Origin of the sequence: Pseudomonas oryzagri (assembly GCF_020831405.1) — a bacterium.
Classification (GTDB): Bacteria; Pseudomonadota; Gammaproteobacteria; order Pseudomonadales; family Pseudomonadaceae; genus Geopseudomonas; species Geopseudomonas oryzagri.
Window position 1 is genome coordinate 249,907 of record NZ_JAJHPU010000019.1, and the last position, 26,637, is coordinate 276,543.

At 66.0% G+C, this 26,637-nt stretch carries 11 protein-coding genes; 5 read left to right on the forward strand and 6 right to left on the reverse strand.

Annotation, left to right across the window (positions count from 1 at the left end; all coding sequences use genetic code 11):
- Positions 1-105 precede the first annotated feature (105 nt).
- The 3 genes from queD to LMJ29_RS09030 all read left to right on the forward strand — a co-directional run bounded on the left by queD (position 106) and on the right by LMJ29_RS09030 (position 6,518).
- On the forward strand, positions 106-462 hold the full coding sequence (gene queD, locus LMJ29_RS09020) for a 6-carboxytetrahydropterin synthase QueD (protein WP_229605188.1): 357 nt from the start codon (positions 106-108) through the stop codon (positions 460-462).
- A gap of 441 nt (positions 463-903) precedes the next feature.
- Positions 904-1,824: a GGDEF domain-containing response regulator gene (locus LMJ29_RS09025; RefSeq protein WP_229605189.1), complete on the forward strand. Its 921-nt coding sequence runs from the start codon at positions 904-906 to the stop codon at positions 1,822-1,824.
- Between the two features lie 38 nt (positions 1,825-1,862).
- Positions 1,863-6,518: a CHASE domain-containing protein gene (locus LMJ29_RS09030; protein ID WP_229605190.1), complete on the forward strand. Its 4,656-nt coding sequence runs from the start codon at positions 1,863-1,865 to the stop codon at positions 6,516-6,518.
- A 102-nt stretch (positions 6,519-6,620) separates the two neighbouring features.
- Here the strand turns inward: LMJ29_RS09030 and LMJ29_RS09035 are convergent, their stop codons facing one another.
- Positions 6,621-7,457 (reverse strand): general secretion pathway protein GspB, encoded by an 837-nt coding sequence (locus tag LMJ29_RS09035; RefSeq protein WP_229605191.1) that lies wholly within the window; start codon positions 7,455-7,457, stop codon positions 6,621-6,623.
- Positions 7,458-7,461: 4 nt separating this feature from the next.
- On the reverse strand, positions 7,462-9,303 hold the full coding sequence (locus LMJ29_RS09040) for an ExeA family protein (RefSeq protein ID WP_229605192.1): 1,842 nt from the start codon (positions 9,301-9,303) through the stop codon (positions 7,462-7,464).
- Positions 9,304-9,508: 205 nt separating this feature from the next.
- On the opposite strand from LMJ29_RS09040, the gene LMJ29_RS09045 reads away from it, so the two are divergent.
- Both LMJ29_RS09045 and LMJ29_RS09050 read left to right on the forward strand, forming a co-directional pair.
- Positions 9,509-10,870, forward strand: a complete 1,362-nt coding sequence (locus tag LMJ29_RS09045) for a sigma-54 dependent transcriptional regulator (RefSeq protein WP_229605193.1) — start codon at positions 9,509-9,511, stop codon at positions 10,868-10,870.
- Between the two features lie 880 nt (positions 10,871-11,750).
- Positions 11,751-14,039: an Ig-like domain-containing protein gene (locus LMJ29_RS09050; protein ID WP_229605194.1), complete on the forward strand. Its 2,289-nt coding sequence runs from the start codon at positions 11,751-11,753 to the stop codon at positions 14,037-14,039.
- 101 nt (positions 14,040-14,140) lie between these two features.
- On the opposite strand, the gene LMJ29_RS09055 is transcribed toward LMJ29_RS09050, so the two are convergent.
- The 4 genes from LMJ29_RS09055 to LMJ29_RS09070 all read right to left on the reverse strand — a co-directional run bounded on the left by LMJ29_RS09055 (position 14,141) and on the right by LMJ29_RS09070 (position 26,339).
- Positions 14,141-17,161, reverse strand: a complete 3,021-nt coding sequence (locus LMJ29_RS09055) for a DUF7507 domain-containing protein (RefSeq protein ID WP_229605195.1) — start codon at positions 17,159-17,161, stop codon at positions 14,141-14,143.
- 545 nt (positions 17,162-17,706) lie between these two features.
- Positions 17,707-20,826 (reverse strand): DUF7507 domain-containing protein, encoded by a 3,120-nt coding sequence (locus LMJ29_RS09060; protein WP_229605196.1) that lies wholly within the window; start codon positions 20,824-20,826, stop codon positions 17,707-17,709.
- A 721-nt stretch (positions 20,827-21,547) separates the two neighbouring features.
- Positions 21,548-23,758, reverse strand: a complete 2,211-nt coding sequence (locus tag LMJ29_RS09065; RefSeq protein ID WP_229605197.1) for a hypothetical protein — start codon at positions 23,756-23,758, stop codon at positions 21,548-21,550.
- Between the two features lie 718 nt (positions 23,759-24,476).
- A complete protein-coding gene (locus tag LMJ29_RS09070) occupies positions 24,477-26,339 on the reverse strand; it encodes a hypothetical protein (RefSeq protein ID WP_229605198.1) in 1,863 nt (620 codons plus the stop codon).
- Between the last annotated feature and the right edge of the window lie 298 nt (positions 26,340-26,637).

Consider the following 26,637-nt stretch of genomic DNA (forward strand, 5'->3'; position numbering starts at 1 on the left):
CTGGGCCTTATGCGCCTGTCCCGGCCTGCCAGGGGGCCGTGCCCGGCCGCGGGGCAAAGCTGGTAGACTATGGCGGTTTTTCAGCCCGAGTCGTGAGTGTCACCCGTGGAACTCTTTAAAGAATTCACCTTCGAAGCCGCCCATCTCCTGCCCCATGTGCCGCAGGGGCACAAGTGCGGCCGCCTGCATGGCCATTCGTTCCGCGTGGCGATCTACATCGAGGGCGAAGTCGATCCCTATACCGGCTGGATCCGCGACTTCGGCGAGATCAAGGAAATCTTCAAGCCGATCTACGACCGTCTGGATCACTACTACCTGAACGACATCCCCGGCCTGGAGAACCCGACCAGCGAGAACCTGGCCATGTGGATCTGGCAGCAGCTCAAGCCGGCGCTGCCGGAGCTGTCGCGGGTACGCGTGCACGAGACCTGCACCAGCGGCTGCGAATACCGCGGCGACTGAGCACCCTCCCCCGGCGGCCCCGTCCACCGGACAACTCCCCCCGACGCGCCGGCCCCGACCGGCGCGTTGCGTTTGGGCCGGCCAGACCTGCTGGTCCTCTGCCACGCCGGAGAGGATCTGCCCGCAGGCCGCTCTCCCGACACCGGTAGGCATACCCACCCAAGCCGCCGGACCCGAAGTACCCCTTCGCCATGCCGATTGGCGCCAGGATTCGGGCGTATTCCTGGCGGACACTGCCGCGGACAGATACATTGGACTCGGCACCTGCCGGTGCTTGCGTTGGCTGCCGCGCCTGGCGCCAGCGTATCGGCAGTACGCACACCGCTGCGGCGACGGCTCGGCATCGAAGCCGACCGTCACCAGAACGCTAGGCTCAGCCGCGATTCGCTACAGTTGGACGGTGGCCGTAACGGCCGATGTTATTACGATAGGGATGTCTCAATGCCTGCCTCCGATGCCACCCCCGACCTGATCCTCATCATCGACGACAACGCCGATACCATTCGCCTGCTGAGCAGCATGCTCAAGGATCAAGGCCAGATCCTGTTCGCCATCAACGGCGAGATGGGCATCCAGCTGGCGCAGCGGCAACAGCCGGCGCTGATCCTGCTGGACGTGGAAATGACCGGCATGAACGGCTACGAGGTCTGTAGCGCGCTCAAGACCGATCCCGCCACCAAGGACTGCGCCGTCATCATCGTCACCGCGCACACCGGCATGGAGTGCGAGATCAAGGCGCTGGAGGCCGGTGCGGTCGACTTCATCAGCAAGCCGTTCAACCCCCCGGTGGTGCGCGCGCGCGTGCAGACCCACCTGCGCCTGCAACAGCAAACGGCGATCATGCGCCAGCTCGCCAACCGCGACGGCCTGACCGGGCTGTTCAACCGGCGCTATCTGGACGAGGTGCTGGCCCGGGAGTTCGAGCGGCACCGCCGGCAGCAGCTGCCGCTGACGCTGGCCCTCATCGACGTCGACCACTTCAAGGCCTACAACGACCACTACGGCCACCCCCAGGGCGATGTCTGCCTGCAGCGCGTGGCCAGCGCCATCAGCACCATCGCCCGCCGGCCGGCGGAGCTGGTCGCGCGCTATGGCGGCGAGGAGTTCGTCGTCGTCCTGCCGCATACCGACGCGCCGAGCGCCGCCAAATACGGCGACTGGCTCTGCGATCTGGTCAGGGATCTGACCATCGCCCACGACTTTTCGGCAACGGCGCCGACGGTGACCATCAGCGTCGGCCTGGTCTCGGTGGTGCCGTCCGTCCATTGCTCCGTGCAGCAGCTGCTCACCGCGGCGGACCAGGCGCTGTACCAGGCCAAGTCCGCTGGCCGCAACCGCGCCTTCGCCACCACCTGGCCCTGAGTGGCCGAGCAGGAGGAGTTTTTCCCATGCGCCCGTGCGTGCTGCGTCCGACCACCCGCGTGCAATGGGTGGCCACCCTCCTGGCCCTGGCCGTCATCTACTATGCGGCGGCCCGACTCGGGCTCCTGCTGGCGTTCGCCGATACCAATGCATCGCCGGTCTGGCCGCCGTCGGGCATCGCCTTCGCCGCCCTGATCCTGCTCGGTTATCGCGCCTGGCCCGGGATTGCCCTGGGCGCCTTCGCCGCCAACTTCGCGGTATTCGCCGCGAACCATGTCGCCGCCGGCAGCACCTCGGTCATGGTGTCGCTGGCCATCGCCATCGGTAATACGCTCGAAGCCGTGGTCGGCTTTTACCTGTTGCGGCGCTGGGTGAAGTCCGAACACTTCCTCTCGACGCCCCTGGCGGCGGCCCGCTTCGTCCTGGTCACCCTGCTGATGTGCACCGTCAGCGCCGGTATCGGCACCAGCAGCCTGATCCTCGGCGGCATCGCGCCGCCCGCCGCGTACACGGTCGTCTTCACCACCTGGTGGCTGGGCGATACCGCCGGCATCGTGATGCTGACGCCGCTGCTGTTCAGCTGGGCGGTTGCCGTCGGCCATCCCCGGCCCCGGCGCTCGGTGCTCGAAATCGCGCTGGCCATCCTGCTGCTCGCGCTCGTGCTGCTGGCCCTGTTCGGTCAGCGGCTGGCCGATGACGGCCTGCGCGCACTGGTGTTTCTGCTGGTGCCGGCTATCGCCTGGACGGCCTATCGCTACGGGCTGCGCGGCGTCACCGCGGCGCAGATGCTGGTGACCGGCAGCGCCGTCTGGAGCACCACCCAGGGTTATGGGCCCTTCGCGACCGGCACGCTGAACGAGTCCCTGCTGACCCTGGAAATCTTCATCGCACTGGTCAGCATCGCGGGGCTGGTGCTGGCGACCGACCTCGCCGAGCGCGCGCGAACCCTGCGCGGACCCCGCATCGCGGTGCCGTTTCGCCAGGTGTGCCCGCAGTGGATAGCGCTGCTCGCCAGCCTCGGCCTGACCGTGTTGGCCTGGCATTTCGTGGCCTCGGGAACCCAGGCGCAGGCCGAGGAACGCTTCGAGTTCCTGACGCGCGACATCCAGCAGCGCATCGACGAGCGCCTGAAAACCTATGAGCAGGTGCTGCGCAGCGCCCTGGCGCTGTTCCACGCCTCCCAGGCGGTCGAGCGCGACGAATGGCGGCATTTCGTGCTGACCCAGGACATCGCCCAGACCTACCCCGGCATTCAGGGTGTCGGTTACGCCAAGCACTTTTCCCCGGAACACAAGGCCGCGCTGGAAGAGCGCGCACGCGCCGAGGGCTTCGCCGACTTCCGGGTCTGGCCCGCGGGCGAGCGTCAGGAATACACCCCGATCCTGTTCATCGAGCCGTTCAGCGGACGCAACCTGCGTGCCTTCGGTTACGACATGCTGACCGAACCGGTGCGGCGCGCGGCGATGGTCCAGGCGAGGGACTCGGGCCGGGCCGCCCTATCCGGCAAGGTCAGGCTGGTGCAGGAAACCGACGACGACGTGCAGGCCGGGGCGCTGCTGTACCTGCCGGTCTACCGCACCGGCATGCCCATCTCGACGCTGGCCGAACGCGGCGCGGCGCTGGATGGCTTCGTGTTCAGCGCCATCCGCCTGAACGACTTCATGGCCGGTACGCTGGGCACCCGGCCTGCGGAAATCGCCTTGCAGATCTTCGATGGCGACGAGACCGGCGCCGCGACCCTGATGTACTCCCGCGGCGAGCTGTCGGCCGAGCAACAGGCCGAATATCCCAACCCGCTCACCCACCGCTCCACCATCACGCTCGCCGGCCACCAGTGGACACTCACGTTCACCACGCTGCCGGCCTTCGAAGCGTCGATAGATCGGCAGAAAGCCATCGTCGTGCTGGTCGGCGGCTCGCTCATCAGCCTGCTGTTGTTCTTCGTGGTGCGCAACCTGACCACCCTGCGCGAAGACGCCAGGGTGCTCGCCGAGCAGATGACCGTGGCGTTCACCGAATCGGAAATCCGCTTCGGCACCCTGGTGAATGCGGCCAGCGAGTTCGCGATCATCGCCACCGATATCGACGGCACCATCAAGATCTTCAACACCGGCGCGGAGCGGATGCTCGGCTATCGGAGCGGCGACGTGGTCGATACGTTGCAGCCGACGGCGATTCACCTGCGCGAGGAACTGCAAGCGCGCGGCGCCGAGTTGAGCCGGCTGCTGGCCACCCCGATCGGCGGCTTCGACGCGCTGGTCGCCCTGGCCCGCGAAGGCCAGGCCGAAACGCGCGAGTGGACCTATGTGCGCAAGGGCGGTTCGCGACTTCCCGTGCAGCTCACGATCACCGCCGTACGCAATTCCGTCGACGAGATCGTCGGCTTCCTGAGCATCGCCAAGGACATCAGCCATGAGAAGGAGGCTGCGCAGAAGCTGCGCCAGGCCATGGAGCGGGCCGAGGATGCCAGTCGCGCCAAGAGCGAGTTCGTCGCCAGCATGAGCCACGAGATCCGCACACCCATGAACGCGGTGCTGGGCATCACGCAACTGCTGATCGGCACGCCGCTGAGCGCGGACCAGCGCAAGTACCTGCAGATGCTGCGCGGCGCCGGCGAGTCGCTGCTGGTCATCCTCAATGACGTGCTGGACTTCTCCAAGCTCGAGGCCGGGCAATTGACGATCATGACCGCGCCCTTCCGCCTGGACGACGTGCTCAGCGCCCTGGCCCCCGTCATGTCGGTCAACGCCGCCCACAAGGACCTGGAGCTGGTGATCGGCGTCGAGCCCGACGTGCCGCCCGCGCTCGTCGGTGACGCGCAGCGTCTGCAACAGGTGCTGGTCAACCTGGTGGGCAACGCCATCAAGTTCACCGAGCGCGGCGAGGTCGACGTGCTGGTGCAGCGAATGGGCTCCGCGGGCGGCGTGGCCCGTCTCTGCTTCCGGGTGCGCGATACCGGCATCGGCATGACGGCCGAGCAACGGGCGCGCCTGTTCGCCCCCTTCACCCAGGCCGACAGCTCCATCGCCAGTCGCTTCGGCGGGACCGGGCTGGGGCTGGCGATCTCGAAGCGCCTGGTTTCGCTGATGGGGGGCACCATCAGCGTCGACAGCACCGTCGGCACCGGCAGCGAGTTCCGGGTCGTCCTGCCGCTGACGCTGCAGGCCAGCTCCGCTACCGAGACGAACCCGCGCTCGCGGAGCAGTCTGGGGGATCTGCGCATCCTGGTGGTCGACGACAATCCGACCAGCCGCGATTACCTGTGCAAGGCCATCACCAGCTGGGCCTGGCAGGTCGATGGCGTGGCCTCCGGCGAGCAGGCGCTGGAGCGGGTACGTACGCTGGCCCTGGGCGACGCGTTCTACGACGTGGTGATCGCCGATTGGCAGATGCCCGGGATGAATGGCCTGGCCACCCTGCAGGCGATTCGCGCACTGCTGCCGACGCGGGTCGCGCCCGCCATCATCATGGTCAGTGCCTACGACCAGCGCAGGCTGATGCAGGAAAACGCGGCAACCGACATCGACGCGGTACTGGTCAAGCCCGTCACCAGCTCCAGCCTGTTCGATGCCCTGCACGAGGCGCAGGCGAGCCGCAGCGCGGCGAAGAGCGCCGAGCCCATCGCCAGCGCAAGTCCCGTCGCACGCAAGGCCCTGGACGGCGTGCGCCTGCTGCTGGTCGAAGACAACCCGCTGAATCAGTTCGTCGCCAAGGGAATGCTGGAGCACGCCGGCGCGACCGTCGAAGTCGCCGACAATGGCCAACAGGCCGTCGAGCGCCTGCGTGCCGATCCGCGGGGCTATCAGCTGGTGCTCATGGACGTGCACATGCCGATGATGGACGGCTTCGCCGCCACCCGCGCCATCCGCGAGGAGCTGCACCTGGACGTGCCGGTACTGGCCATTTCCGCAGGCGTATTGACCTACGAGCGCGAGCAGTGCGTCGCGGCCGGGATGAACGGTTTCATCGCCAAACCCATCGACGGCGAGCGGATGCTGGCGACCATCCAGCAGCACCTGGCGGCGAGCGTGCCGGCAAGCCCCGTCGCCACTCCCGCGCCTGCGCTGGCGGGCCCGGCGCCCTCGCCCGAGCCCGCGACCGCCTTCGACGTCGGTCCCCTGCTGGCCCTCGGCAAGGACGACCATGCCTATCTCGACTCGCTGCTGGCGTTCGTCAGAAGGGTCGTGGCCAATGGCCTTTCCCCGCTGTCCGACGCGCGCCGCGCATGGCAGGAAGGGCGCCAACGCGAGGCGGCAACGCTGCTGCATACCCTGCGCGGCTCCCTGGGATCATTGGGCGCGAAGCGTTTTGCGGCGACCGCTCTGCACATCGAACAGGCGATCGGCGAAAACGACGGCGTCCGGGTCGCTGCCTTGCTGCCGCTTGCCGAGCAGGACCTGCAATCGATGCTCTCGGCTGCCGAGCAATGGCTCGCCAGCCAAGGGAATGCGGCGCCGCGGGAGTGCCCAGCGGCGGATTGCGATGCCGAACGCCTGGCCCAGCTTCACACCCTGCTCCAGCAACAGAACCTGGACGCCTGCCAGCTCTACGACCGCCTGCGCACTTCCTTGCAGGCCGAGCTGGGCAGCGAAGGCTTTGCCGTGCTGGACGCCGCCATGGAGGGGCTGGATTTTCCAGCGGCACTCAAGATCATTCGGCCCATGCTGGAAATGGATGTGAAACCGTCCGCCTGATCGGCCGCGGGGAGCACCGGCGCAGGCGTCGAAGCCGCTCGACGCGCCCTGCCCTGCGGCAGCTCCGCTTCGCGGCGTTGCCCCTGCGGAGCGTGCAGCGGGTCAGCTCAGGCGCATCCAGTACTTCCCACCCTTGTAGCCGACGATCACCCCATCGCGGGTGATGTGCAGCACGCGCAGTTCCTCGTTGATCGCATCGCCCTCGCGCAAGGTACGCCCGCCGCTCTTGACGAAGCGCAGCTTCGGATCGCTGCTGTAGATGTGCACGTTGAACGGTGTTTCACGCAGCTGGCGCTGGATCGGCGCCGGCAATTCCTTCCAGTGTTCGACATCGCCGTATTCGGCGGACTGCGGCCCCGGCGCGGACGACGCCTCGCCGCGGGGCATCGCCGGCACCAGCGGCTGCGGCTTGGCGGCCGGCGCCGCCAGCGGCGGACGCTCCACCGGCAGTTCGAGCTTCTGCACGATCGGCGGCGGACCGGCCGCGGCGCCGGACTTGGGCGCTGGCGCAGGCTGCGGCTCGTCGACGTCGACCCGTACCCCGGCCAGCTCCTTCAACGCCTCCAGCCCGGGCGCCCGGGACTCGCCGGGCGCTGCCGACGGCTCGCCCGGCACCGGCGTGGCGGCCGGCGCTGTGCCGGCAACCGGGGCGCCGGCCGCAGGCGCCTGCGCGACGCGCGCCGGTGCGCCCGCCGGCTGGGCGGCAACTGGCGGAGTGGCCCGCTCGGCAGCGGGAGCCGCTCCCAGCCAGCGCTGCCAAGCCATCACGGCCAGCACCGCCAGCAGCAGGACGAGGGTCGCCAGCGCCACCAGCCGCCAGATCTGCTCGCGGCGGCTCGGCCCCGGGCGGACGGCGGCCGCCTGGCTGCCCAGGCCGGGAATCGCGCCGCGGCTGCGGCTGTCCTGGGAATGCTTGAGGGCGTCGAGGATGTAGGACATGGGCTCACTCCCCGGCCGCACTGCTCAGCAGCGGAATCCCCGACTCGGTCAGGGCGCTCAGCTGGATGATGGTCTGCGGGCCGACCACGCCGTCGGTCTGCAGGCTGTTCTGGTGCTGGAAGGCGAGCACCTCCAACTGCAGGGGCTCGTCGTAGCGCTGGCGGGTGGCGGCGGGCATCGGCTTGCCCTGCAGGCGCGCCAGGTTGTTCTCCAGCCAGGGCACCAGCGGCCCGTGGCCCTCCGGCCGCAATGGCGCGTGGTAGCCGGGCGGCATGCGCCAGAGCAGCAGGCGCGCACCGCGCATCCAGTTGCGCAGCTCGTTCAGCCCCACCCAGCGCTGTTCGCCGGCGATCTCCAGGCGCGCCAGCCCCTTGTCGCGGTCGATGCCGAGCAGCGCGGCCTGGAAGCCCTGGCCGCGGGCATTGAACAGGTCGACCACCGCCGGCAGGTTGTACTGCAGCAGATCGTCGAGGCTACCCGGCTGCGGCAGGCAGGACAGCTGGTGCGCGCGGGCGAAGCTGCACGGCCGCGGCGCCACCTTGGGGTCGTATTGCAGCCCCCAGCTGCGGAACAGCGCACGGTAGGCCAGCACCTCGGTGGCCATCAGATCGGTGCCGGCCGGCCACTGCCACTCGCCGGGCGAGGACACCGCAGGCGCGGCCCCGACCGCCGTCCCACCTCCCGTCCGGCTCGCCTGGGACTCGTCGTCCAGCGGCTCGACCTCGCCTTCCGGCGCCAGGGGTTGCGCGCCCGGCGCCGGCGCAACCGACTCCACCGCCGGGGACGCCGGCATGCCGAGCAGCGGCGCTGCGCCCGCGCTCGCCGCAGGCGGGGCTGACTCGCCAGCGGGAGTCGTCGGCGCCGACGCGCCGGCCGCAGCGGCCGTGTTCGCCAGGTCGCCCTGCCGGCGCAGCCAGCCGCCGTCGCCGGCCATGCCCGGCAGCCACCAGCCCAGCATCAGCAGCAGCGTGGCCGCCGCCGGCCACAGCATCCACCGGCGCAGCCAGGCGAGCCGCCCTGCGAACGCGCCGCCGCGACCGAGTACCTCGGCGGCCGCGCGGCGCAGCACGCCGCTGTCCACCACGCGCCGGCGCTCCACGTAGGCACCGAGCAGGGCTCGATCGCAGATGATATTGACCATGCGCGGCACGCCGCCGGTCAGCCGATGCAGCGTGCGCAGCGCGCCGGGGGTGAACAGCGGGGCTTCGCAGCCGCTGACGGCCAGGCGGTGACTGACGTACTCGCGCAGCTCCGCCGGGTCGAGGGCGTGCAGGTGATAGCGGGCGGTGATCCGCTGGTTGAGCTGGCGCAGCTCTGGAGTGGACAGTTTCTCCAGCAATTCGGGCTGGCCGATCAGGACGATCTGCAGCAACTTCTCGCTGCTGGTTTCCAGGTTGGTGAGCAGGCGGATCTGCTCCAGCGCGTCGAGGCTGAGGTTCTGCGCCTCGTCAATGATCAGCACGGTATTGATGCCATCGGCATGGCTGTCGAGCAGGTGATCGTTCAGCGCGTCGATATATCCCTTGATCCGGGTTTCGCTGCGCGTGTAACGGATTTTCAGCTCGTCGCAGATCGCTTCCAGCAATTCGCTGATGCTGTACTTGGGGTTGAGGATGAAGGCGATATCCGCGGAATCCGGAATCTGCTCCAGCAGGCAACGGCACACCGTGGTCTTGCCCGTGCCGACGTCCCCCGTCAGCAGTACGAAGCCGCCATTGCAGTTGATTCCGTAGAGCAGGCTGGCAAGAGCCTCGCGATGTTCGGCGCTCAGGTAGAGATAGCGGGGATCGGGCGCGATGGTGAACGGCAGTTCCGACAGGCCAAAGTATTTTTTGTACATAGTCATCAAGCCTCGCAACCTTCAATGACTATAGAAGTCGGGACAGCAGTTTCCACCGCCATACATCCAGCAGCGGATGTAATGGCTTCTTGCCACTCCTTTCGTCGGACGAACAGCTATTTCTGTGATGCTGTTCTAAAATTTTACAAGACGCAATAAGGCGCAATAACGGTATGGAGAAGCAGTAAAACCATGTCTTCAGGTTTTTAATATGTCTGCTATCACTCGCCCTACCGCCGACGCCCCACGTCGTGCCTTGCTATTAGACCTCGATCCCAGCGAACAGCTCCCCGACGCATTGGAGCTGAACGATTGGGCCTTCGACCGCGCCACTTCCGTAGACGACGCCCAGGCGATGCTCAAGACCCATCCGTACCGGGTCGGCGTCGCCCTGCTCAGTGGCAGCATGGATGAGCGCTACGAGCGCATCGAGTCGCTGCTCGGTGCCAGCGAGCATCTCGCCTGGGTCGCCCTGGTGCGGCCGGGCGAGTTGGAGCGGCAGGAGTTCCGCCAGCTCATCTACGAACATTTCTACGACTATTTCTCGCTGCCGCTGGGCGACAACATCAGCCACCTGCGCTACGCCCTCGGCCATCTCGACGGCATGTCGCGCCTGCGCGATCTGGAGCGCGTCAGCCTGATGCCGGTCGAGGAGTTCCAGATGGTCGGCGCCAGCAAGCAGTTCCTGGCCATCTTCGAGCAGATCCGTCGGGTGGCGGGGGTCGAGGCCCCGGTGCTGATCCGCGGCGAAACCGGCGTCGGCAAGGAGTTGATCGCCCGTGCCATCCACCAACGCTCGGAACACAGCGACGGCCCGTTCATCGCGGTGAACTGCGGCGCGCTGCCGGAAACCCTGATCCACGCCGAGCTGTTCGGCTACGAAAAGGGCTCCTTCACCGGCGCCTACAAGCGCAAGATCGGCCGTGTCGAGGCGGCGCAGAACGGCACCATCTTCCTCGACGAGATCGGCGACCTGCCCCAGCAGATGCAGGTCTACCTGCTGCGCTTTCTCGAGCAGAAAACCATCGAGCGGCTCGGCGGCACCCAGAGCATCACCGTCAACGCCCGGGTCATCGCCGCCACCCACGTCAACCTCGAGCAGGCGGTGACCGAAGGACGCTTCCGCGAGGACCTGTATTACCGGCTCAACGTGCTCACCCTGAGCGTGCCGCGCCTGACCGACCGCGGCGCCGACGTCGAGCTGCTGGCCCGCTACTTCCTGCACAAGTTCGGCAAGGAGTACGGCAACAGCAGCCGCGGCTTCACCCGCCAGGCGGTGGCGGCCATGCTGCATTACAACTGGCCGGGCAATGTTCGCGAACTGATCAACTGCATCCGCCGCGCCCTGGTGATGAGCGAGAACCGCATGATCACCCCCAAGGACCTCGGCCTGACCGACGCCGATGCGCTGGAAGCCCCGATACCACTGGAGGAAGCCCGCGCGCATGCCGAGGAGATGGCGGTGCGCAGCTGTCTCGGTCACTGCATGAACAACGTCTCCAGCGCCGCCAAATTGCTGGGGGTATCGCGGGTGACCCTGTATCGCATGATGGACAAATATGGCATCCGTTGAGGATTGTGTAAGGGTGATGGAACACTCGGCCCTCCTCGGCGGCTCACCCCTGAATAAAATTCCTTCTTTATCAAGTTCATAGTTCGTTGGCGCGAGACTTGCTGCTATTCCATTCGAACAGGAGAGATAGCAGCCATGTTCGAGCCAGACCTGCTTCGCCCGATGTCCCCCGTGGACAGCGGAAACCGCCCTCCTCCCTTCGGGCTCGAGCCCACCCCGAGCGGCTTCCCGTTGTTCAGCGAGGCACCCTTCGTGGTCTGGTACCACCAGCATCGCAAATTGCGCCGCCAAGGCCATATTCACCCTACCTGTCAGCCCCCGATCCGTCTGTGGGACGAAGCCGACGAACCCTCCTCACAGTCTTGACCCCTGCCTCTCTTCCCGCCCCTTTCTCCCCCGAAATGCGATGAGTGGTCGCTTTCACCACCGCGCGACCGCCTGTCAGAGGTCCGCTCTGGTCCGTAGCTTTGCGCGCTCCTCTCGATAAGTTTCAGATCATTTTTTAACCAAAAACCCTACTACTTATATCTGCTTTGTATAAAAAACGCACAACTCACGTGCTAGATTCCGCCGCCTTAACGCATGTACCAAAAACTGGACAGAGAGTGCATGCGGCTTGTTACAGGAAATTCCCCGTTGCACATGCAGCGAACAGGGAGGTTGCGAGGCCACTCGCCGGCGTTACAGCCGCGCGGCCACGAGGGCTTTAACCGGGTAAGCACAGCGACCCGATTTACCGACACCGACGCGCAGAAAGCCCTTCGCCCCTCCGTGCCCGGCAGTACCCTCCGGCCTCCTCGGCATCGCTGATGTTCAAGGAGTCGACTCCTCGGGGACTGTCGCACCGGGAATCTTTCTGCGCGTGTTTCAGGAGAGATTCGTGCGCAGTTTCCCGCCCCGTTTCGTACCGTCCCTGGCCCTCGCGGCCCTCTTCGGCAGCCTCGCCCCCAGTGTGGTGCTGGCCGACGACACCCCCTCCGACTCCGCCGCGCAGACGGCGGTCGACGCCTCCGCCAGCAGCAGTACCGAGACGCTGGTGGGCCTGACCAAGCGCTGGAAGAATGCCGACGCCAACCAGCGTGCCGAGCTGCAGTCGCAGCTGAGCGGCGCGGTCGAGCAGCGCCGCAGCCAGCTCCAGGAGCTGATCCGCACCAAGCCGGCCGAAGTGCTGCGCGTGGCCATTCCGGAAGACAAGCAGAACGACATGCCCCCGGAGGTGATCGCCCGTCTGGAGCAGCGCCTGGATCTGGAAGGCGAGCTGGAAGTGTTCTACGAGGACTACGAGGACGGCACGCAGAAGCTGCGTCACACCCTGAAGACCAGCTTCGGCGAACGCTTCGAGCTGCACTTCGCCGAAGCGCGCCGCGAATGGCGCAGCGGCCTCAAGGTGCGTGCCCAGGGCTGGATGCTCGAGCGCAGCGGCGACAATAGCGGCATCCAGGGCGACATCGCCCTCACCGACGACGACAACGGCCTGCTGCTGGCCGATGGCGGCACCACCACCGCCGCCCCCATCCTCGCCGACCTGCCCAACACCAAGGGCGCCCAGCGCACCCTGGCGATCCTGGTCAACTTCCAGGATGCGCCGACCGTCAAACCGTGGACCGCCAGCGAAGTCAACAGCACGGTCTTCGGCAGCGTCAGCGACTTCTTCAAGGAAAACTCCAGCCAGCAGACCTGGCTGACCGGTAACGTCGCCGGCTGGTACACCATCCCCGTCAGCAGCAGCTCGTGCGACGGCTTCGCCATCGAGAACGCCGCCAAGTCGGCCGCCCAGGCCGGCGGCTTCGTGCTCAGCAACTACGACCGCTTCCTGTACATCTTCCCGCAGAACAGCGCCTGCGGTTACAGCGGCATGGGCCAGGTCGGCGCCTTCCCGTCCAGCGCCTGGATCCACAACAGCATGACGCTGCGCACCATCGGCCATGAAATGGGCCACAACCTCGGCCTGTATCACGCCCACTCCCGCGACTGCGGCAGCACCACCCTGGGCAGCACCTGCACCAACCAGGACTACGGCGATACCGTCGACATCATGGGTTACACCGGCACCGTCGGCCACTTCAACGGCTTCAACAAGGAGCGCCTGGGCTGGCTGGCCAGCGGCAACGTCATCAACGTCGCCAGCAGCGGCACCTTCTCCCTCAAGCCCAACAGCGCCGCCACCACCGGTGCCAAGCTGCTGAAGATCGCCAATGGCACCGACTCCAGCGGCGCGGCCAGCTACTACTACGTCGAGTACCGCCAGCCGACCGGCTTCGATGCGAAGATCACCGACCGCGGCGTGGTCGACCCGGCCAACATGTTCAACGGCGTCACCGTGCGCCAGGCCAGCCCGAGCAACGGCAACAGCGGCTACCTGCTGGACATGACCGCCGGCAGCGACTTCGTCGACATGAAGGACGCCGCCCTGACCGGCGGGCGCAACTTCGCCAGCAGCGGCATCAGCATCACCACCCAGTCGACCGACTCCAGCCAGGCGATGGTCACCGTCGATCTCGGCGCCGCCTCCGGCAGCGGCCAGACCTGCACCCGCAGCGCCCCGACGGTCAGCCTCAGCCCCGGCCAGAGCACCTGGCTGACCGCCGGCAGCAGCTACACCTACACGGTCACGGTGACCAACAAGGACAGCAGCGGTTGCGCCAGCAGCGCCTTCAGCCTCGCCGCCAGCAAGCCCAGCGGCTGGACCGCGAGCCTGGGCGGTACCAGCCTGAGCCTGGCGCCCGGCGCCAGCGGCAGCACCACCCTGCGGGTCACCTCGCCAAGCACCGCCGTCGACGGCTTCTACACCGTCGGCGCCAGTGCCGCGGCCAACGCCCTGACCGCCAGCGGCAGCGCCAGCTTCGTGGTGGACAACCCGGCTACCGCGACCAACCTGCCGCCCAAGGCGGTGAACGACAGCGCGGCGCTGAGCAGCCTCACCGCGGTCAACGTGCCGGTGCTGGCCAACGACAGCGATCCGGAAGGCGCCAAGCTGAGCGTGGTGTCCTTCACCCAGGGCGGCAAGGGCAGCGTCAGCCGCAACAGCGACGGCACCCTGCGCTACACCCCGTCCAAGGCGCTGAAGTCCACCGACCAGTTCAGCTACACCATCAGCGACGGCACCAACAGCGCCAGCGCCACGGTGAGCATCAGCCTGAGCAGCGCCGGCAAGGGCAGCGCTCGCTAAGCGAGTCGCCGCCGGAGCAAAAAAAAGCGCAGGGCATTGCCCTGCGCTTTTGCTTTGTCTGCGGGACCTGGCGTCGTCCCTGACGCCAGGCGCTTCGCTGGTTACGGCTGCGAGTTGTCGTTCGGCAGCGGGCAATCCCCAGCGTTGTTGGCGTTATCCAGCTGCGAGGCCAGGGTCAGGATGGTGCCCCGGTCCCCGCTGGCCAGTGCGGCATTGACCTGCGAGACGATTTCCGACTCGGTCAGCGGGAAGTCCACATCCGGGTGGCTGGCGTTGAGCAGCGAGGCCACGGCGGCACGCAGGAGAATCCGCGCAGCACCGACCAGGTCGCCGCCGCCAGGATAGTCGAGGGCCTCCAGCAGGGTATCGCCACTCAGCTCGCTGCTGATCGAGCCACTCGGCAGGCTGAACACCGAATCCACGGTCTGGCTCGGGCTGTAGCCTACCCAGCTACCGACGCTGTTCTTCCAGAAGCCGGGAGTGCAAGCACCGGTCGGCGGCGGCGGAACCACGCAGGTGGCGCTGGCGGTGGCCGTGAACGCGCCACTTACGATGGCATCGGCGCCGCTGGCCAGCACGGTGTTGGTGAAGGTGCCGGTACCCGGGCTGTAGCTGCCGTTGTAGTTGGCCGAAGCCTGCGGAGCCAGATCGCCGATCGGGAAGGTCACGTCATCCGAGGTATCCCCCGGAGTGCCGTTGTCGTCCACCACCGTCACGCCCAGCAGGGCGACGTTGCCGGTGTTGGTCACCGTACCGTTGAACAGGATCGGCTGGTCGAAGGCCGTGGCATCGACGCACTGCTTGGTCACCGCGATGCCCGGAGCCACGTCAGCGGCGCAGCTGGCCGTCTCGGTGTCCGACACGGGCTGGGCGGTCACCACATCCTGGCCGGTTGCCGTTACCACGTCGGTCGAGTTGGGACTGCCGCTGGTGAAGCTACCGTTGAACGGCAGCGACTCCCCGACCTGCAGGGTGGCACCGCTGAGCACCGTGACGTCGTCACTGGTGTCCGCCGGCGTACCGTTGTCGTCCACCACCGAGACGTTCACCAGATCCACGTTGCCGGTGTTGGTCACCGTACCGTTGAACAGCACGTCGATGGCCGTACCCGCGCCATTGACGGCAGCGGTGCACTGCTTGGTGACCAGGATGGCCGGAGCCACGTCGGCGGCGCAGGTAGCCGTCTCGGTATCCGACACGGCAGTACCGGCCAGCGAATCGTTGGCGGTTGCCGTCACCACATCGGTCGAGCTCGGGGTGCTGCTGGCGAACGTGCCCTCGAAGGGCAGCGAACCGCCCACCGGCAGCGTCGCATTGCTGATCAGCGTCACATCATCGCTGGGGTCGCCCGGGGTGCCGTGATCGTCAATGACGGTGACGTTGTTGAGGATCACGTTGCCGTCGTTCCTCACGCTGCCGTTGAAGCTCACGTCGATACCATCGCCACTACCGTTGACCGCAGCGGTGCACTGCTTGGTGACCGTGATCACCGGATTGGTGTCCGCCGCGCAGCTGGCCTCGGCATTGGCGCTCACCGGAGTATCGGTCAGCACATCGCTACCGCTGGCCACCACATGGTCGGTGGAGCTGGCACTGCCGGTAACCCCGAAACTACCGCTATAGGGCTTGACCTCTCCGACGTTGAGGGTGGTCGGGCCGAACACCGTCACATCGTCCCCGGGATCCGCCGTGCCGTTGTCGTCGACCACGGTGACGTTTTCCAGAGCCACATTGCCGGTGTTGGTCACGTTGCCGCTGAACGCCACATCGACGCCCGAGCCGTCCTGCCTGAGTGTCGCGGTGCAGACCTTGTCGACCGCGATCGCCGGAGTGACCTCCGGTGCGCAGCTCGCATCGGCCTTGGCTTCGACGGTGGCGCTGCCGCGGCTACCCGTGGCGGTTACCTGGTCGGTGGCCGGGATGGTCGTGGTGGTGTAGCTGCCGCTGTAGGGCTGGGTTTCGCCGGGTTGCAGGGTGACCGGGCCGAAGACCACCTGGTCGTCGGTGGCATCGTCCGGGGTGCCGTTGTCGTCGGTCACGGTGACGTTGTCCATCGCCAGACCGCCGCTGTTGGTGACCTCGCCGCTGAAGTTGACCACCACGCTGTTGCCGCCGTCCTCGGTGCTGACTGCAGCACTGCAGGTCTTGGTCACGGCGACGGCGCACAGGTCGAAGTTGCCCAGCACGAGGTCCTTCAGCTGTGCGGTTTCCGAACGCGACGAGCGGGTTTCAGCCAGGAAGCTGCTGAAGCACGGAGTGGCCCCGCCAAGCAGCTGGGTCACGTTGATGCCGCCTTCGAAGAAGCTCTCCTTGGGCAGGTCGGATGCCGGGCCGCGCTTGGGCGTGTAGTCCCAGGCCGGGGCATTGGTGAGGTTGTCGACGTTGGTGATGGCGCAGGCCAGCTTGTTGCCGGCGCCGTCGCACTTGGCGTTGGTCGAGCTGAAGATCTCGTCCAGGTTGTCGGCCACGTTGTCGTTATCGGCGTCCGCCGGATCCCACTCGTAGACCTTGATCTCCGGCTGGGCATTGGCGCCCTGGGGATATTCCACCAGAACCAGCAGGTCGCCGCGCTGATCGCCGTCGCGCGCGGTGTGCTCGCCGCTGAAGGTGCCGTCCTCGTTCAGTCCCACGTCGCTCTGGAAGAACCAGAAGCCGGCGAAGGCGTCGCCGTTGTTGGCGAAACGATCGAGACCGAAGTAGATGATGAGGTCACCGGCGTGGTGGACCACCTCGCCGTTGTAGCTGACGTCGGTGGGGTTGATGTAGCCGGCGGCGTAGGCGTTGGTGATGTCGTCCTTGTCCGGCACACTGCCGTCGGTGTGGCGCCACTCGCTGACGTCGTTGACGTCCTTGGAGCCGCCGCCGATGAAGATGGAGAGCGGCGCCGGGTCGGCCAGGATGCCGGTCGAGGCGGCCGGGGTGCCTACGTTGGTGCCCAGGAAGATGGAGTCCCAGTCATCGCCGGGGGTGGCGCCATCATCCACCGTATTGCCATCGAGTTCGAACAACCCCGGAGGGTTGCCATCCACGGCGAACACTCCCGCCGTCGTCGCGATTCCGGCTACCAGAGCCGCACTGAGCAGGCTTCGAGATAGCTTGCGCAGGAATTTGTGCGTGTGCATCGCATCGTTCCTCCCTCCTGGCTACATCCAACTGCCGCCAGAAGACGCAACAACCCCGTCGCAGCCCGCACGGTCATCCCTTCCCGCCGACGTCATGCAGCGTCGGGTACATTTGCCATCGGTTTCCGCTCTCCCGATACCCCCCCTGTGTTACGCACCTGCCGAGCAGCGACCGAAACCGGAGATCCGCAGACCTCCTCGCACCCCTATATTCAATAAACGCGCCATTTTTCTAAGCGACTGATCTTCTTTGACTATTCAGGAAAGAGCGGGGCTCGAAGCGCCGTCTCCATGGATGTGGCCGGCGAAATCGCGATTTTCTGTCTCAGCCCTGAAACAGGCTGAGGCCCGCTGCGGCCCATGATCCGGCCGGAGCCCAGAAAACATGGGGCCTCGCGGCACGCGAGGGATTCCCCACGATTGTTCATTCGACGTAACAAAAGGTTTCCGAAGCTGAAGCGGCAAAAAAAAGCGCAGGGCGTTGCCCTGCGCTTTGGCTTTGTTGATCGGGCCTGGCGTCATCCCTGACGCCAGACGCTCACCGCTCACCGTCCGTGGTTGCCATTGCCATTGCCGTTGCCGTTGCCGTTGCCGTTGCCGCCGTTCGAATTGTCGTTCGGCAGCGGGCAATCGCCAGCGTTGTTGTCGTCATCCAGCTGCGAGGCCAGGGCCAGGATGGTGCCACGGTCCCGGGTGGCCAGTGCGGCGTTGACCTGCAGGATGATCTGCGACTCGGTCAGCGGGAAGTCCACATCCGGGTGGGCGGCGTTGAGCAGCGAGGCCACGGCGGCACGCAGGAGGATCCGCGCAGCACCGACCACATTGGGGCCGCCACGGTAGTTGAGGGCCTCGAGCAAGGTATCGCCACTCAACTGGCCACTGATCGCCCCGTTCGGCAGGCTGAACACCGAATCCACGGTCTGACTCGGGCTGTAGCCTACCCAGCTACCGGTGCTGTTCTTCCAGAAGCCGGGAGTGCAAGAACCTTCCGGCGGCGGCGGCACTTCGCAGGTAGCGCTGGCGGTAGCGGTGAAGGCGCCACTCAGGATGGCATCGGCACCACTGGCCAGCACGGTGTTGGTGAAGGTACCGGTGCCCGGGCTGTAGCTGCCGTTGTAGTCCGCGGAAGCTCCAGGAGCCAGGTCAGGGAGGGTGAAGGTCACGTCATCCGAGGTATCCGCCGGAGTGCCGTTGTCGTCCACCACCGTTACGCCGAGCAGGGCGACGTTGCCGGTGTTGGTCACCGTTCCGTCGAACATGATCGGCTGATCGGACGCCGTGGCGTCGGTGCACTGCTTGGTCACTGCGATGCCCGGAGCCACGTCCGCGGCGCAGCTGGCCGTCTCGGTGTCCGACACGGCCTGGTCGGTCACTACATCCTGGCCGGTTGCCGTTACCACGTCGGTCGAGTTGGCGCTGCTGCTCGTGAAGCTGCCCTCGAACGGTACCGACTCCCCGACCTGCAGGGTGGCACCGCTGAGCAACGTCACGTCGTCACTGGTGTCCGCCGGGGTCCCGTTGTCGTCCACCACAGCGACGTTCTCCAGGTCCACGTTACCGGTGTTGGTCACCGTGCCGTTGAACATCACGTCGATGGCCGTACCCTCGCCATTGACGGCAGCGGTGCACTGCTTGGTCACCTCGATGGCCGGAGCCACGTCGGCGGCGCAGGTGGCCGAGCCGTTGGCCGACACCGTAGAGCCGGTCAGCGAATCGGCGGCGGTTGCCGTCACCATATCGGTCGAGTTCGGGCTGCTGCTGGGGAACGTGCCCTCGAAGGGCAGCGAACCGCCGACCGGCAGCGTAGCGTTCTCGATCAGCGTCACGTCATCGCTGGTGTCGCCCGGGGTGCCGCTGTCGTCGACCACGGTGACATCGTTGAGGATCACGTTGCCGTCGTTCCTCACGGTGCCGTTGAAGGCCACCACGATGCCGTCGCCACTGTCGTTGACCGTAGCGGTGCATTGCTTGGTGACCGCGACCACCGGATTGGTGTCCGCGAGGCAAGTGGCTTCGGCCGTGTCGCTCACCGCGGCATCGGTCAGTACATCGCTACCACTGGCCACCACATGGTCGGTGGCGGTATTGCTGCCGGTGACCCCGGAGGTACCGCTATAGGGCAGGGAAGCCCCAGCGTCCAGGTTGACCGGACCGAGTACCGTCACATCGTCCCCGGTATCCGCCGTGCCGTTGTCGTCGACCACGGTGACGTTTTCCAGAGCCACATTGCCGGTGTTGGTCACGGTGCCGTTGAACGCCACGTCGATGCCCGAGCCATCTTCCCTGAGTGTCGCGGTGCAGGCCTTGTCGACCTCGATCGCCGGAGTGACCTCCGGTGAACAGCTCGCATCGGCCTTGGCCTCGACGGTGGCGCTGCCACGCGAACCGGTTGCGGTCACCTGATCGGTGGCCGGGATCGCCGTGGTTTCGTAGCTGCCGCTGTAGGGCTGGGTCTCACCCGGTTGCAGGGTGGCCGGGCCGAAGACCACCTGGTCGTCGGTGGCGTCGTCCGGGGTGCCGTTGTCGTCGGTCACGGTGACGTTGTCCATCGCCAGACCGCCGCTGTTGGTGACTTCGCCGTTGAAGTTGACCACGAGGCTGTTGCCACCGTCGTCGGTATTCACTTCAGCTGCGCAGGTCTTGGTCACGGTCAGCGCGCACAGGTCGAAATTGCCCAGCACGAGATCCTTCAGCTGTGCGGTTTCCGAACGCGAGGAGCGGGTTTCGGCCAGGAAGCTGCTGAAGCACGGGGTTACCCCGCCGAGCAGCTGGGTCACGTTGATGCCACCCTCGAAGAAGCTCTCCCTGGGCAGATCGGACGCCGGACCGCGCTTGGGCGTGTAGTCCCAGGCCGGGGCATTGGTCAGGGTGTCGACGTTGGTGATGGCGCAGGCCAGCTGGTCGCCGGAGCCGTCGCACTTGCCCTCATCCGAGCTGTAGATCTCGTCCAGGTTGGGGGCTACGTTGTCGTTATCGGCGTCCGCGGGATCCCACTCGTAGACCTTGATTTCCGGCTGGGCGTTGGCGCCCTGGGGATATTCCACCAGGACCAGCAGGTCGCCCCGCTGATCGCCGTCGCGCGCGGTGTGCTCGCCGCTGAAGGTGCCGTCCTCGTTCAGTCCCACGTCGCTCTGGAAGAACCAGAAGCCGGCGAAGGCGTCGCCGTTGTTGGCGAAACGGTCGAGGCCGAAGTAGATGATCATGTCACCGGCGTGGTGGACCACCTCGCCGTTGTGGCTGATGTCGGTAGGGTTGATGTAGCCGGCGGCGTAGGCGTTGGTGATGTCGTCCTTGTCCGGGACGCTGCCGTCGGTGTGTCGCCAGTCGGTGATGTCGTTGACGTCCTTGGAGCCGCCGCCGGTAAAGATGGAGAGCGGGGCCGGGTCGGCCAGGATGCCGGTCGAAGCGGCCGGAGTGCCTACGTTGGTGCCCAGAAAGATGGAATCCCAGTCGTCGCCGGGGACAGCGGTGTCATCCACCGTGTTGCCATCCAGTTCGAACAACCCCGCAAGGTTGTCATTCATGCCGTTGCCGTTGCCATTGCCGTTGTCATGGCCGTTGTGATCATTGCCGGCGAACACTCCCGCCGTCGTCGCAATTCCGGCTACCAAAGCCGCGCTGAGCAGGCTTCGAGATAGCTTGCGCAGGAATTTGTGCGTCTGCATTGCATCGTTCCTCCCTCCTGGCTACATCCAACTGCCGCCAGAAGATGCAACCACCCCGCGCAACTGACCGCGTCATCCCTCTCCCGCCAAACAACCGTAGCGTCGGGGCATGTATTCAACGGTTTCCGCTCATCTGAATGACGCACTGACAAAATTCGCATTCACAGAACAGCGACCGAAACCGGGGGCCCGCGGACCTCCTCGTACCCCTATATTCAATTATCGAGCCAAATTCATAACCTATTGATTCAGTTAGAAAACTCACAGGGAGCTGGTCCGCCCTGGCAGCTCCGTCAGCCTGGGCCGGGCCGAATCGCGGTTTTCCTGTGCCAGTGCTGAAACAAACTGCGGCCTCTTTCCGGCCGTAATCCGGCCCCGGCCCAGCACACGCAAGGCCTGAGGGCGCAGAGGCGGCATGTGAAATTTTGTTCACGTGACGTAACAAAAGGTTTCATAGGACCCCACCCCCGGACCCCGTGCAGGGCGCGGCAAAAGACCGTCCACCAGCTTGCAACTGCCCTGGAACGGGCCTTTCGCCGCGACATGGCGCACCGCCGGCCTTGCCGGCAGGCTCGGCATCAGATTTGGAACCCGCTGCAAGGGCATTTGCCGCGCCACCCGGCCGGCGAAAGGGCACGGAAAAGGCGATGGGGATCGCTCCCCATCGCCTTGGTCCTTGCGCCGGATCGACCGATCCGGACTTTCCCCTAAGGGTCTCCCGTCACGGGGTCGGCGCCGGGCACAGCGGACAGTCGGCATTGTCGCTCGCCGTAGCGCTCGCGCCGCTGAAGGCGCCGGTGGCGCTCACGCTGGCGGTATCCGGGAAGCTCAGGTTGGTGAGCGGCCCGCCGATCTCGCTGGCCGAGGTCGGGAAGTAGAAGCCGTTGACCACCACCGGAGCGCCACCTGCCGGCAGGGCAAACGGAGTTGCCGTGTCGAAGGTGACCGCCGGATTGTCGGTGAGCGAGGTCACCGTCAGATCCTCCTCGCCGGTATTGCTCACGGTCACCGTGACCTTGGCCTTCACCACCAGCTTGCCGTTCTCCGGAACCAGGACGACCTCGTCGCATTCCTTGGCGAGGTTGATGTCGCGGGTGAAGGTGTCGCTGCACGTGGCGCTGTCGGAATTCGACGCGGTATCCAGTACGGTCGAACCATCGCTGCCCAGCACGTTACCCGAGGCAGTCACCGTATCGCTGTGGTTCAGGGTCACGGTGACCTTGCCGTCGGCGTCCGGTGCCGAGACGCTCGGCGCCAGGTTGGCGTAGGCTACCGTCATGGTCTTGGTGAAGGGCTCCGCCGCGCCGACGGCCAGGGTGGTCGGGAAGGTCAGCGCGCCGAAGTCGCTGTCGGTCACGGTCACGTTGCTCAGCGGCACATCGCCGGTGTTCTCCACCGTACCGGAGATGGTCACTTCGGCCGTGTCGCCATTGAGGAAGGCCACGCTGCAATCCTTGACCACAGCCAGCCCCGCATTGACGTCGAAGCTGCACTCGGCCGTGTCGCTGGCGGAGACGATCGCCGCGGACGGCGTATCCACGTCATCCTCGTCCTGGAAGCCCAGCGCGGTGACCTCGTCGGTCAACGGTCCCGAGGGCAAGCCGGCGATGCTGTAGCTGCCCTCGTAGCGCACCGTCACCCCTGCACCTAGCGGGAAGTAGGCGCTGCCGTCGGACTGCTTGACCAGCCCGGTGACATCCGAATCGTCCGCGCAACCCTGGGCACCGGTATCGACACAGACCCTGTCGATGGTGGCGCCGCTCTGGTCGTCCTTGACGTAGCCAATGATGGTCGAGCCGCCGGTGTTGGTCACGGTGCCGTTGAAGCTCACCACGACGCCGTCGCCGTCGGAGTTGAGCTCAGCCGCGCAGTCCTTGGCCACGCTGATCCCGCAGACCGGGAAGGCATCCTGCACGAAGTCCTTCAGCTGGGCGGTCTGCGAGGAAGACGAGCGGGTTTCGGCCAGGAAGCTGGCGAAGCACGGCGTGCTGCCCAGCAGCCGGGTCACGTTGATGCCGCCCTCGAAGAAGCTCTCGTAGGGCAGGCCGGTACCCGATTTGGGCGTGTAGGGCCACGGCGGAGCGGCTTGCGCAGTCAGGTTGCTGATGGCGCAGGCCAGTTTGCCGCCGGCCAGGTCGCACTCGGCGTCGGCCACCCGGATCAACAGATCCAGCGGGCTGGATACCCGGCTCGGCGGTTTGGTCGACTCGTCCGGGTCCCAGTTCTTGTCGCCGTCGACGTCGTTGGGGTCCCACTCGTAGACCTTGATCACCGGCACGGCGCCGCTGGCCTGCGGATACTGGACGATCACGAACACATCGCCCGGCAGGAACACGTTGGGATCGCTGGAGTTGGGGTCGTCCCGCCTGGCCACGTGGTTGCCGCTGAAGTTGCCATTGGATTGCGGGGCCACGTCGTCCTGGAAGAACCAGAAGCCGGCGAAGGCATCGCCGTTGTTGGCCAGGCGGTCCAGGCCGAAGTAGACGATCATGTCGCCCGCCCGGTGCACCGGCGTCTGTCCGGCGGCGCAGGTCACCGCCGTGGTGCCGTTGAAGCAGACGTCGGTCGGGTTGTTGTAGGCCGCGGCGTAGGCGTTGGTGATGTCGTCCTTGTCCGGTACCGAGCCGTTGGTGTGTTTCCACTGGTTGACGTCGTTGACGTCCTTGGAGCCGCCCTGGGTGAAGATGCTGGCCGGTGCCGGGTCGGCGGTGACGCCGGTGAAGGTGATCAGGTTGGCCTTGGCGGCGGTGTTGGCGTACAGGCTGCCCCAGTCATCCCCGGCCGTGGCGCCTTCTGGAATGTTGCCATCCAGCTCGAACAGTCCCGGCGGGTTGCCGTCCACGGCATAGATCGGCACCGAGGTGGCCGTCGAGGCCGCGATCACGGCGCCGAGCAGACAGCTCGGCAACTTCTTGAACAATGGACTACGCATATCACTGCTCCCGCACCGGGCCCCTATTCCTGCGGAGTACCGGTGCACTCAGCCACCCGCTCTTCTTGAGCGGTGACTCCGCCGGCCTCGGCATCGCCCGAGGCCAGGGGACGGCTGTGGATCTGTGCGGTTATGGCGGGTCGCGACCTTGTTGCAGCTCTCACGCTCGGTCTGGCCCATTTTTCCGGAGGACAGCGTTCTCTCCTCGGCAGCACCCCATCAAGGATTGTGCCAATTTACTAAGTAATTGTTTTTAAAGAGTTTTTATTTTTATAAGCCGCGAACGAGCGTTCACGGCAGAAGCAGCCGGACGCCGCCTGTTCAGTCGGTGAAACAGGCGAAAAGCCTGATAAACGCCTGCCTGCCTTGGCCTCCAGCATTTCCGCGGGCTCTGGCAAACAAAGAGCATTGGCGCACTGTTCAGCCGGGTTAACAGTGTCCCAGCAAAGTGATACAGGCACTGAAACTTGAGTTCGCCCCGCCTCAGCAGAGGATGAAAGATGGGGTGAAGCTCGCTTGCGGATCGACAGCTCCCGCCGGCAGGACGGGCTTGCCAGGGAGGGAGTGCGAATAGGGGGGCAAGGAGCAAACCCGTTGACTGGCAACAGGGTAGAAACAGTGGCTCGTCCTGGGGGCATCGAGAAAATGGGCGCTGCATGGCAGCGCCCATTCACTCAAGCGGGCGGCCCGTTCCCGGCGGGCCGCCGTTACTCCGTGGTCAGTTGGTATGCGGCGGGCAGAGCACGCAGTTGGCAGTGGCCTCCTCCTTGGGCACCGCGGTGCCGCTGAGGGCTCCCGTAGCCTGGGCACTGGCGGTGTTGGAGAAGGAGGCGGTGCTCGGATCGTTCGGGTCACCAGTGATGGTGTCCGGGTAGTAGGCCTGCTCGAATACCACGACTTCCCCGAACGCCATGCTGCCGGTACACCTGGCCACCGCGCTGCTGGTGGCGGCCGTGCAGGTCAGGTTGGTCCCGCCGGACACCTTGGTCAGGCTCTGCACCTGCGAGTCCTCGATGATCACATTGCTCAGTGCCTCCTGGCCGTCGTTGGTGACCGTGATCTTGTTGTCCACCGCGACCACCACCTTGCCGTCTACCACCTCCAGCCGTACGCCGGCGCCTTCCGGATCGCAGACCTTGGTGATGCTCAGGTCAGGATGGACATCCAGCAGACAGGTCGCATCATCCGTGGCGGTCCCCAGCACCGCGGTCTTGTTGCTGTTGGCGTAGAAGGTCAGGGTCACCGTATCGCTGAACGAGGTCTGCGTGACCGGGGTCGCCACCGGATAGTTGCCCTCGTAGAACACCGTCTGTCCCGCGGCCAGGGTAAAGCTGGCAGTGCTGCCCAGCAGGAGATCCGCCGGGGCGGCATCGGTGCCGTCGCACTTGCCGCTGACGCCGGTGGTATCGAAGCACACCGCGGTGAAGTCGGCGCCGGTCTGGTTGTCCGCCAGTTCGACGTAGATCGACTGACCACCGGTATTGGTGGCGGTGCCGGTGAAGTTCACCTGGGCCGAGTCACCACCCGCGCTGATTTCCGCAGAGCAATTCTTGACGACACTGGCGCCGCAGACCGGGAAGGCATCCTGCACGAAGTCCTTCAGCTGGGCGGTCTGCGAGGAAGACGAGCGGGTTTCGGCCAGGAAGCTGGCGAAGCACGGCGTGCTGCCCAGCAGCCGGGTCACGTTGATGCCGCCCTCGAAGAAGCTCTCGAAGGGCAGGCCGGTACCCGATTTGGGCGTGTAGGGCCACGGCGGAGCGGCTTGCGGCTCCAGGTTGCTGATGGCGCAGGCCACCTTGCCGCCGGCCAGGTCGCACTCGGCGTCGGCCACCCTGACCAGCAGGTCCAGCGGGCTGGATACCCGGCTCGGCGGTTTGGTCGATTCGTCCGGGTCCCAGTTCTTGTCGCCGTCGACGTCGTTGGGGTCCCACTCGTAGACCTTGATCACCGGCACCGCACCGGACGCCTGCGGGTACTCGACGATCACGAACACGTCGCCCGGGGTGGTGGCGGTCTTGGCCACGTGCAGGCCGCTGAAGGTGCCACCGGCCACGGGGGCCACGTCGTCCTGGAAGAACCAGAAGCCGGCGAAGGCATCGCCGTTGTTGGCCAGGCGGTCCAGGCCGAAGTAGACGATCATGTCGCCCGCCCGGTGCACCGGGGTCTGTCCGGCGGCGCAGGTCACCGCCGTGGTGCCGTTGAAGCAGACGTCGGTCGGGTTGTTGTAGGCCGCGGCGTAGGCGTTGGTGATGTCGTCCTTGTCCGGTACCGAGCCGTTGGTGTGTTTCCACTGGTTTACGTCGTTGACGTCCTTGGAGCCGCCCTGGGTGAAGATGCTGGCCGGTGCCGGGTCGGCGGTGATGCCGGTGAAGGTGATCAGGTTGGCCTTGGCGGCGGTGTTGGCGTACAGGCTGCCCCAGTCATCCCCTGCCGTGGTGCCTTCTGGAATGTTGCCATCCAGCTCGAACAGTCCCGGCGGGTTGCCATCCACGGCATGCACCGGTACTGACATGGCCGTCGAGGCCGCGATCACGGCGCCGAGCAGACAGCTCGGCAGTTTCTTGAACAATGGACTACGCATATCACTGCTCCCGCACCGGGTCCCGATTCCCGCGGAGTACCGGTGCACTCAGCCACCCGTTCTTCTTGAACGGTGACTCCGCCGGCCTCGGAATCCCCAAGGCCAGGGGACGGCTGTGGATCTGTGCGGTTATGGCGGGTCGCGACCTTCTTGCAGCTCTCACGCTCGGTCTGGCCCATTTTTCCGGAGGACAACGCTCTCTCCTCGGCCGCACTCAATCAAGAGTTGTGCCAATTTTTTAAGTATTTGTTTTTAAAAGGATTTATGTTCTAAAGCCGTCAATGACCGCTCATGGCGG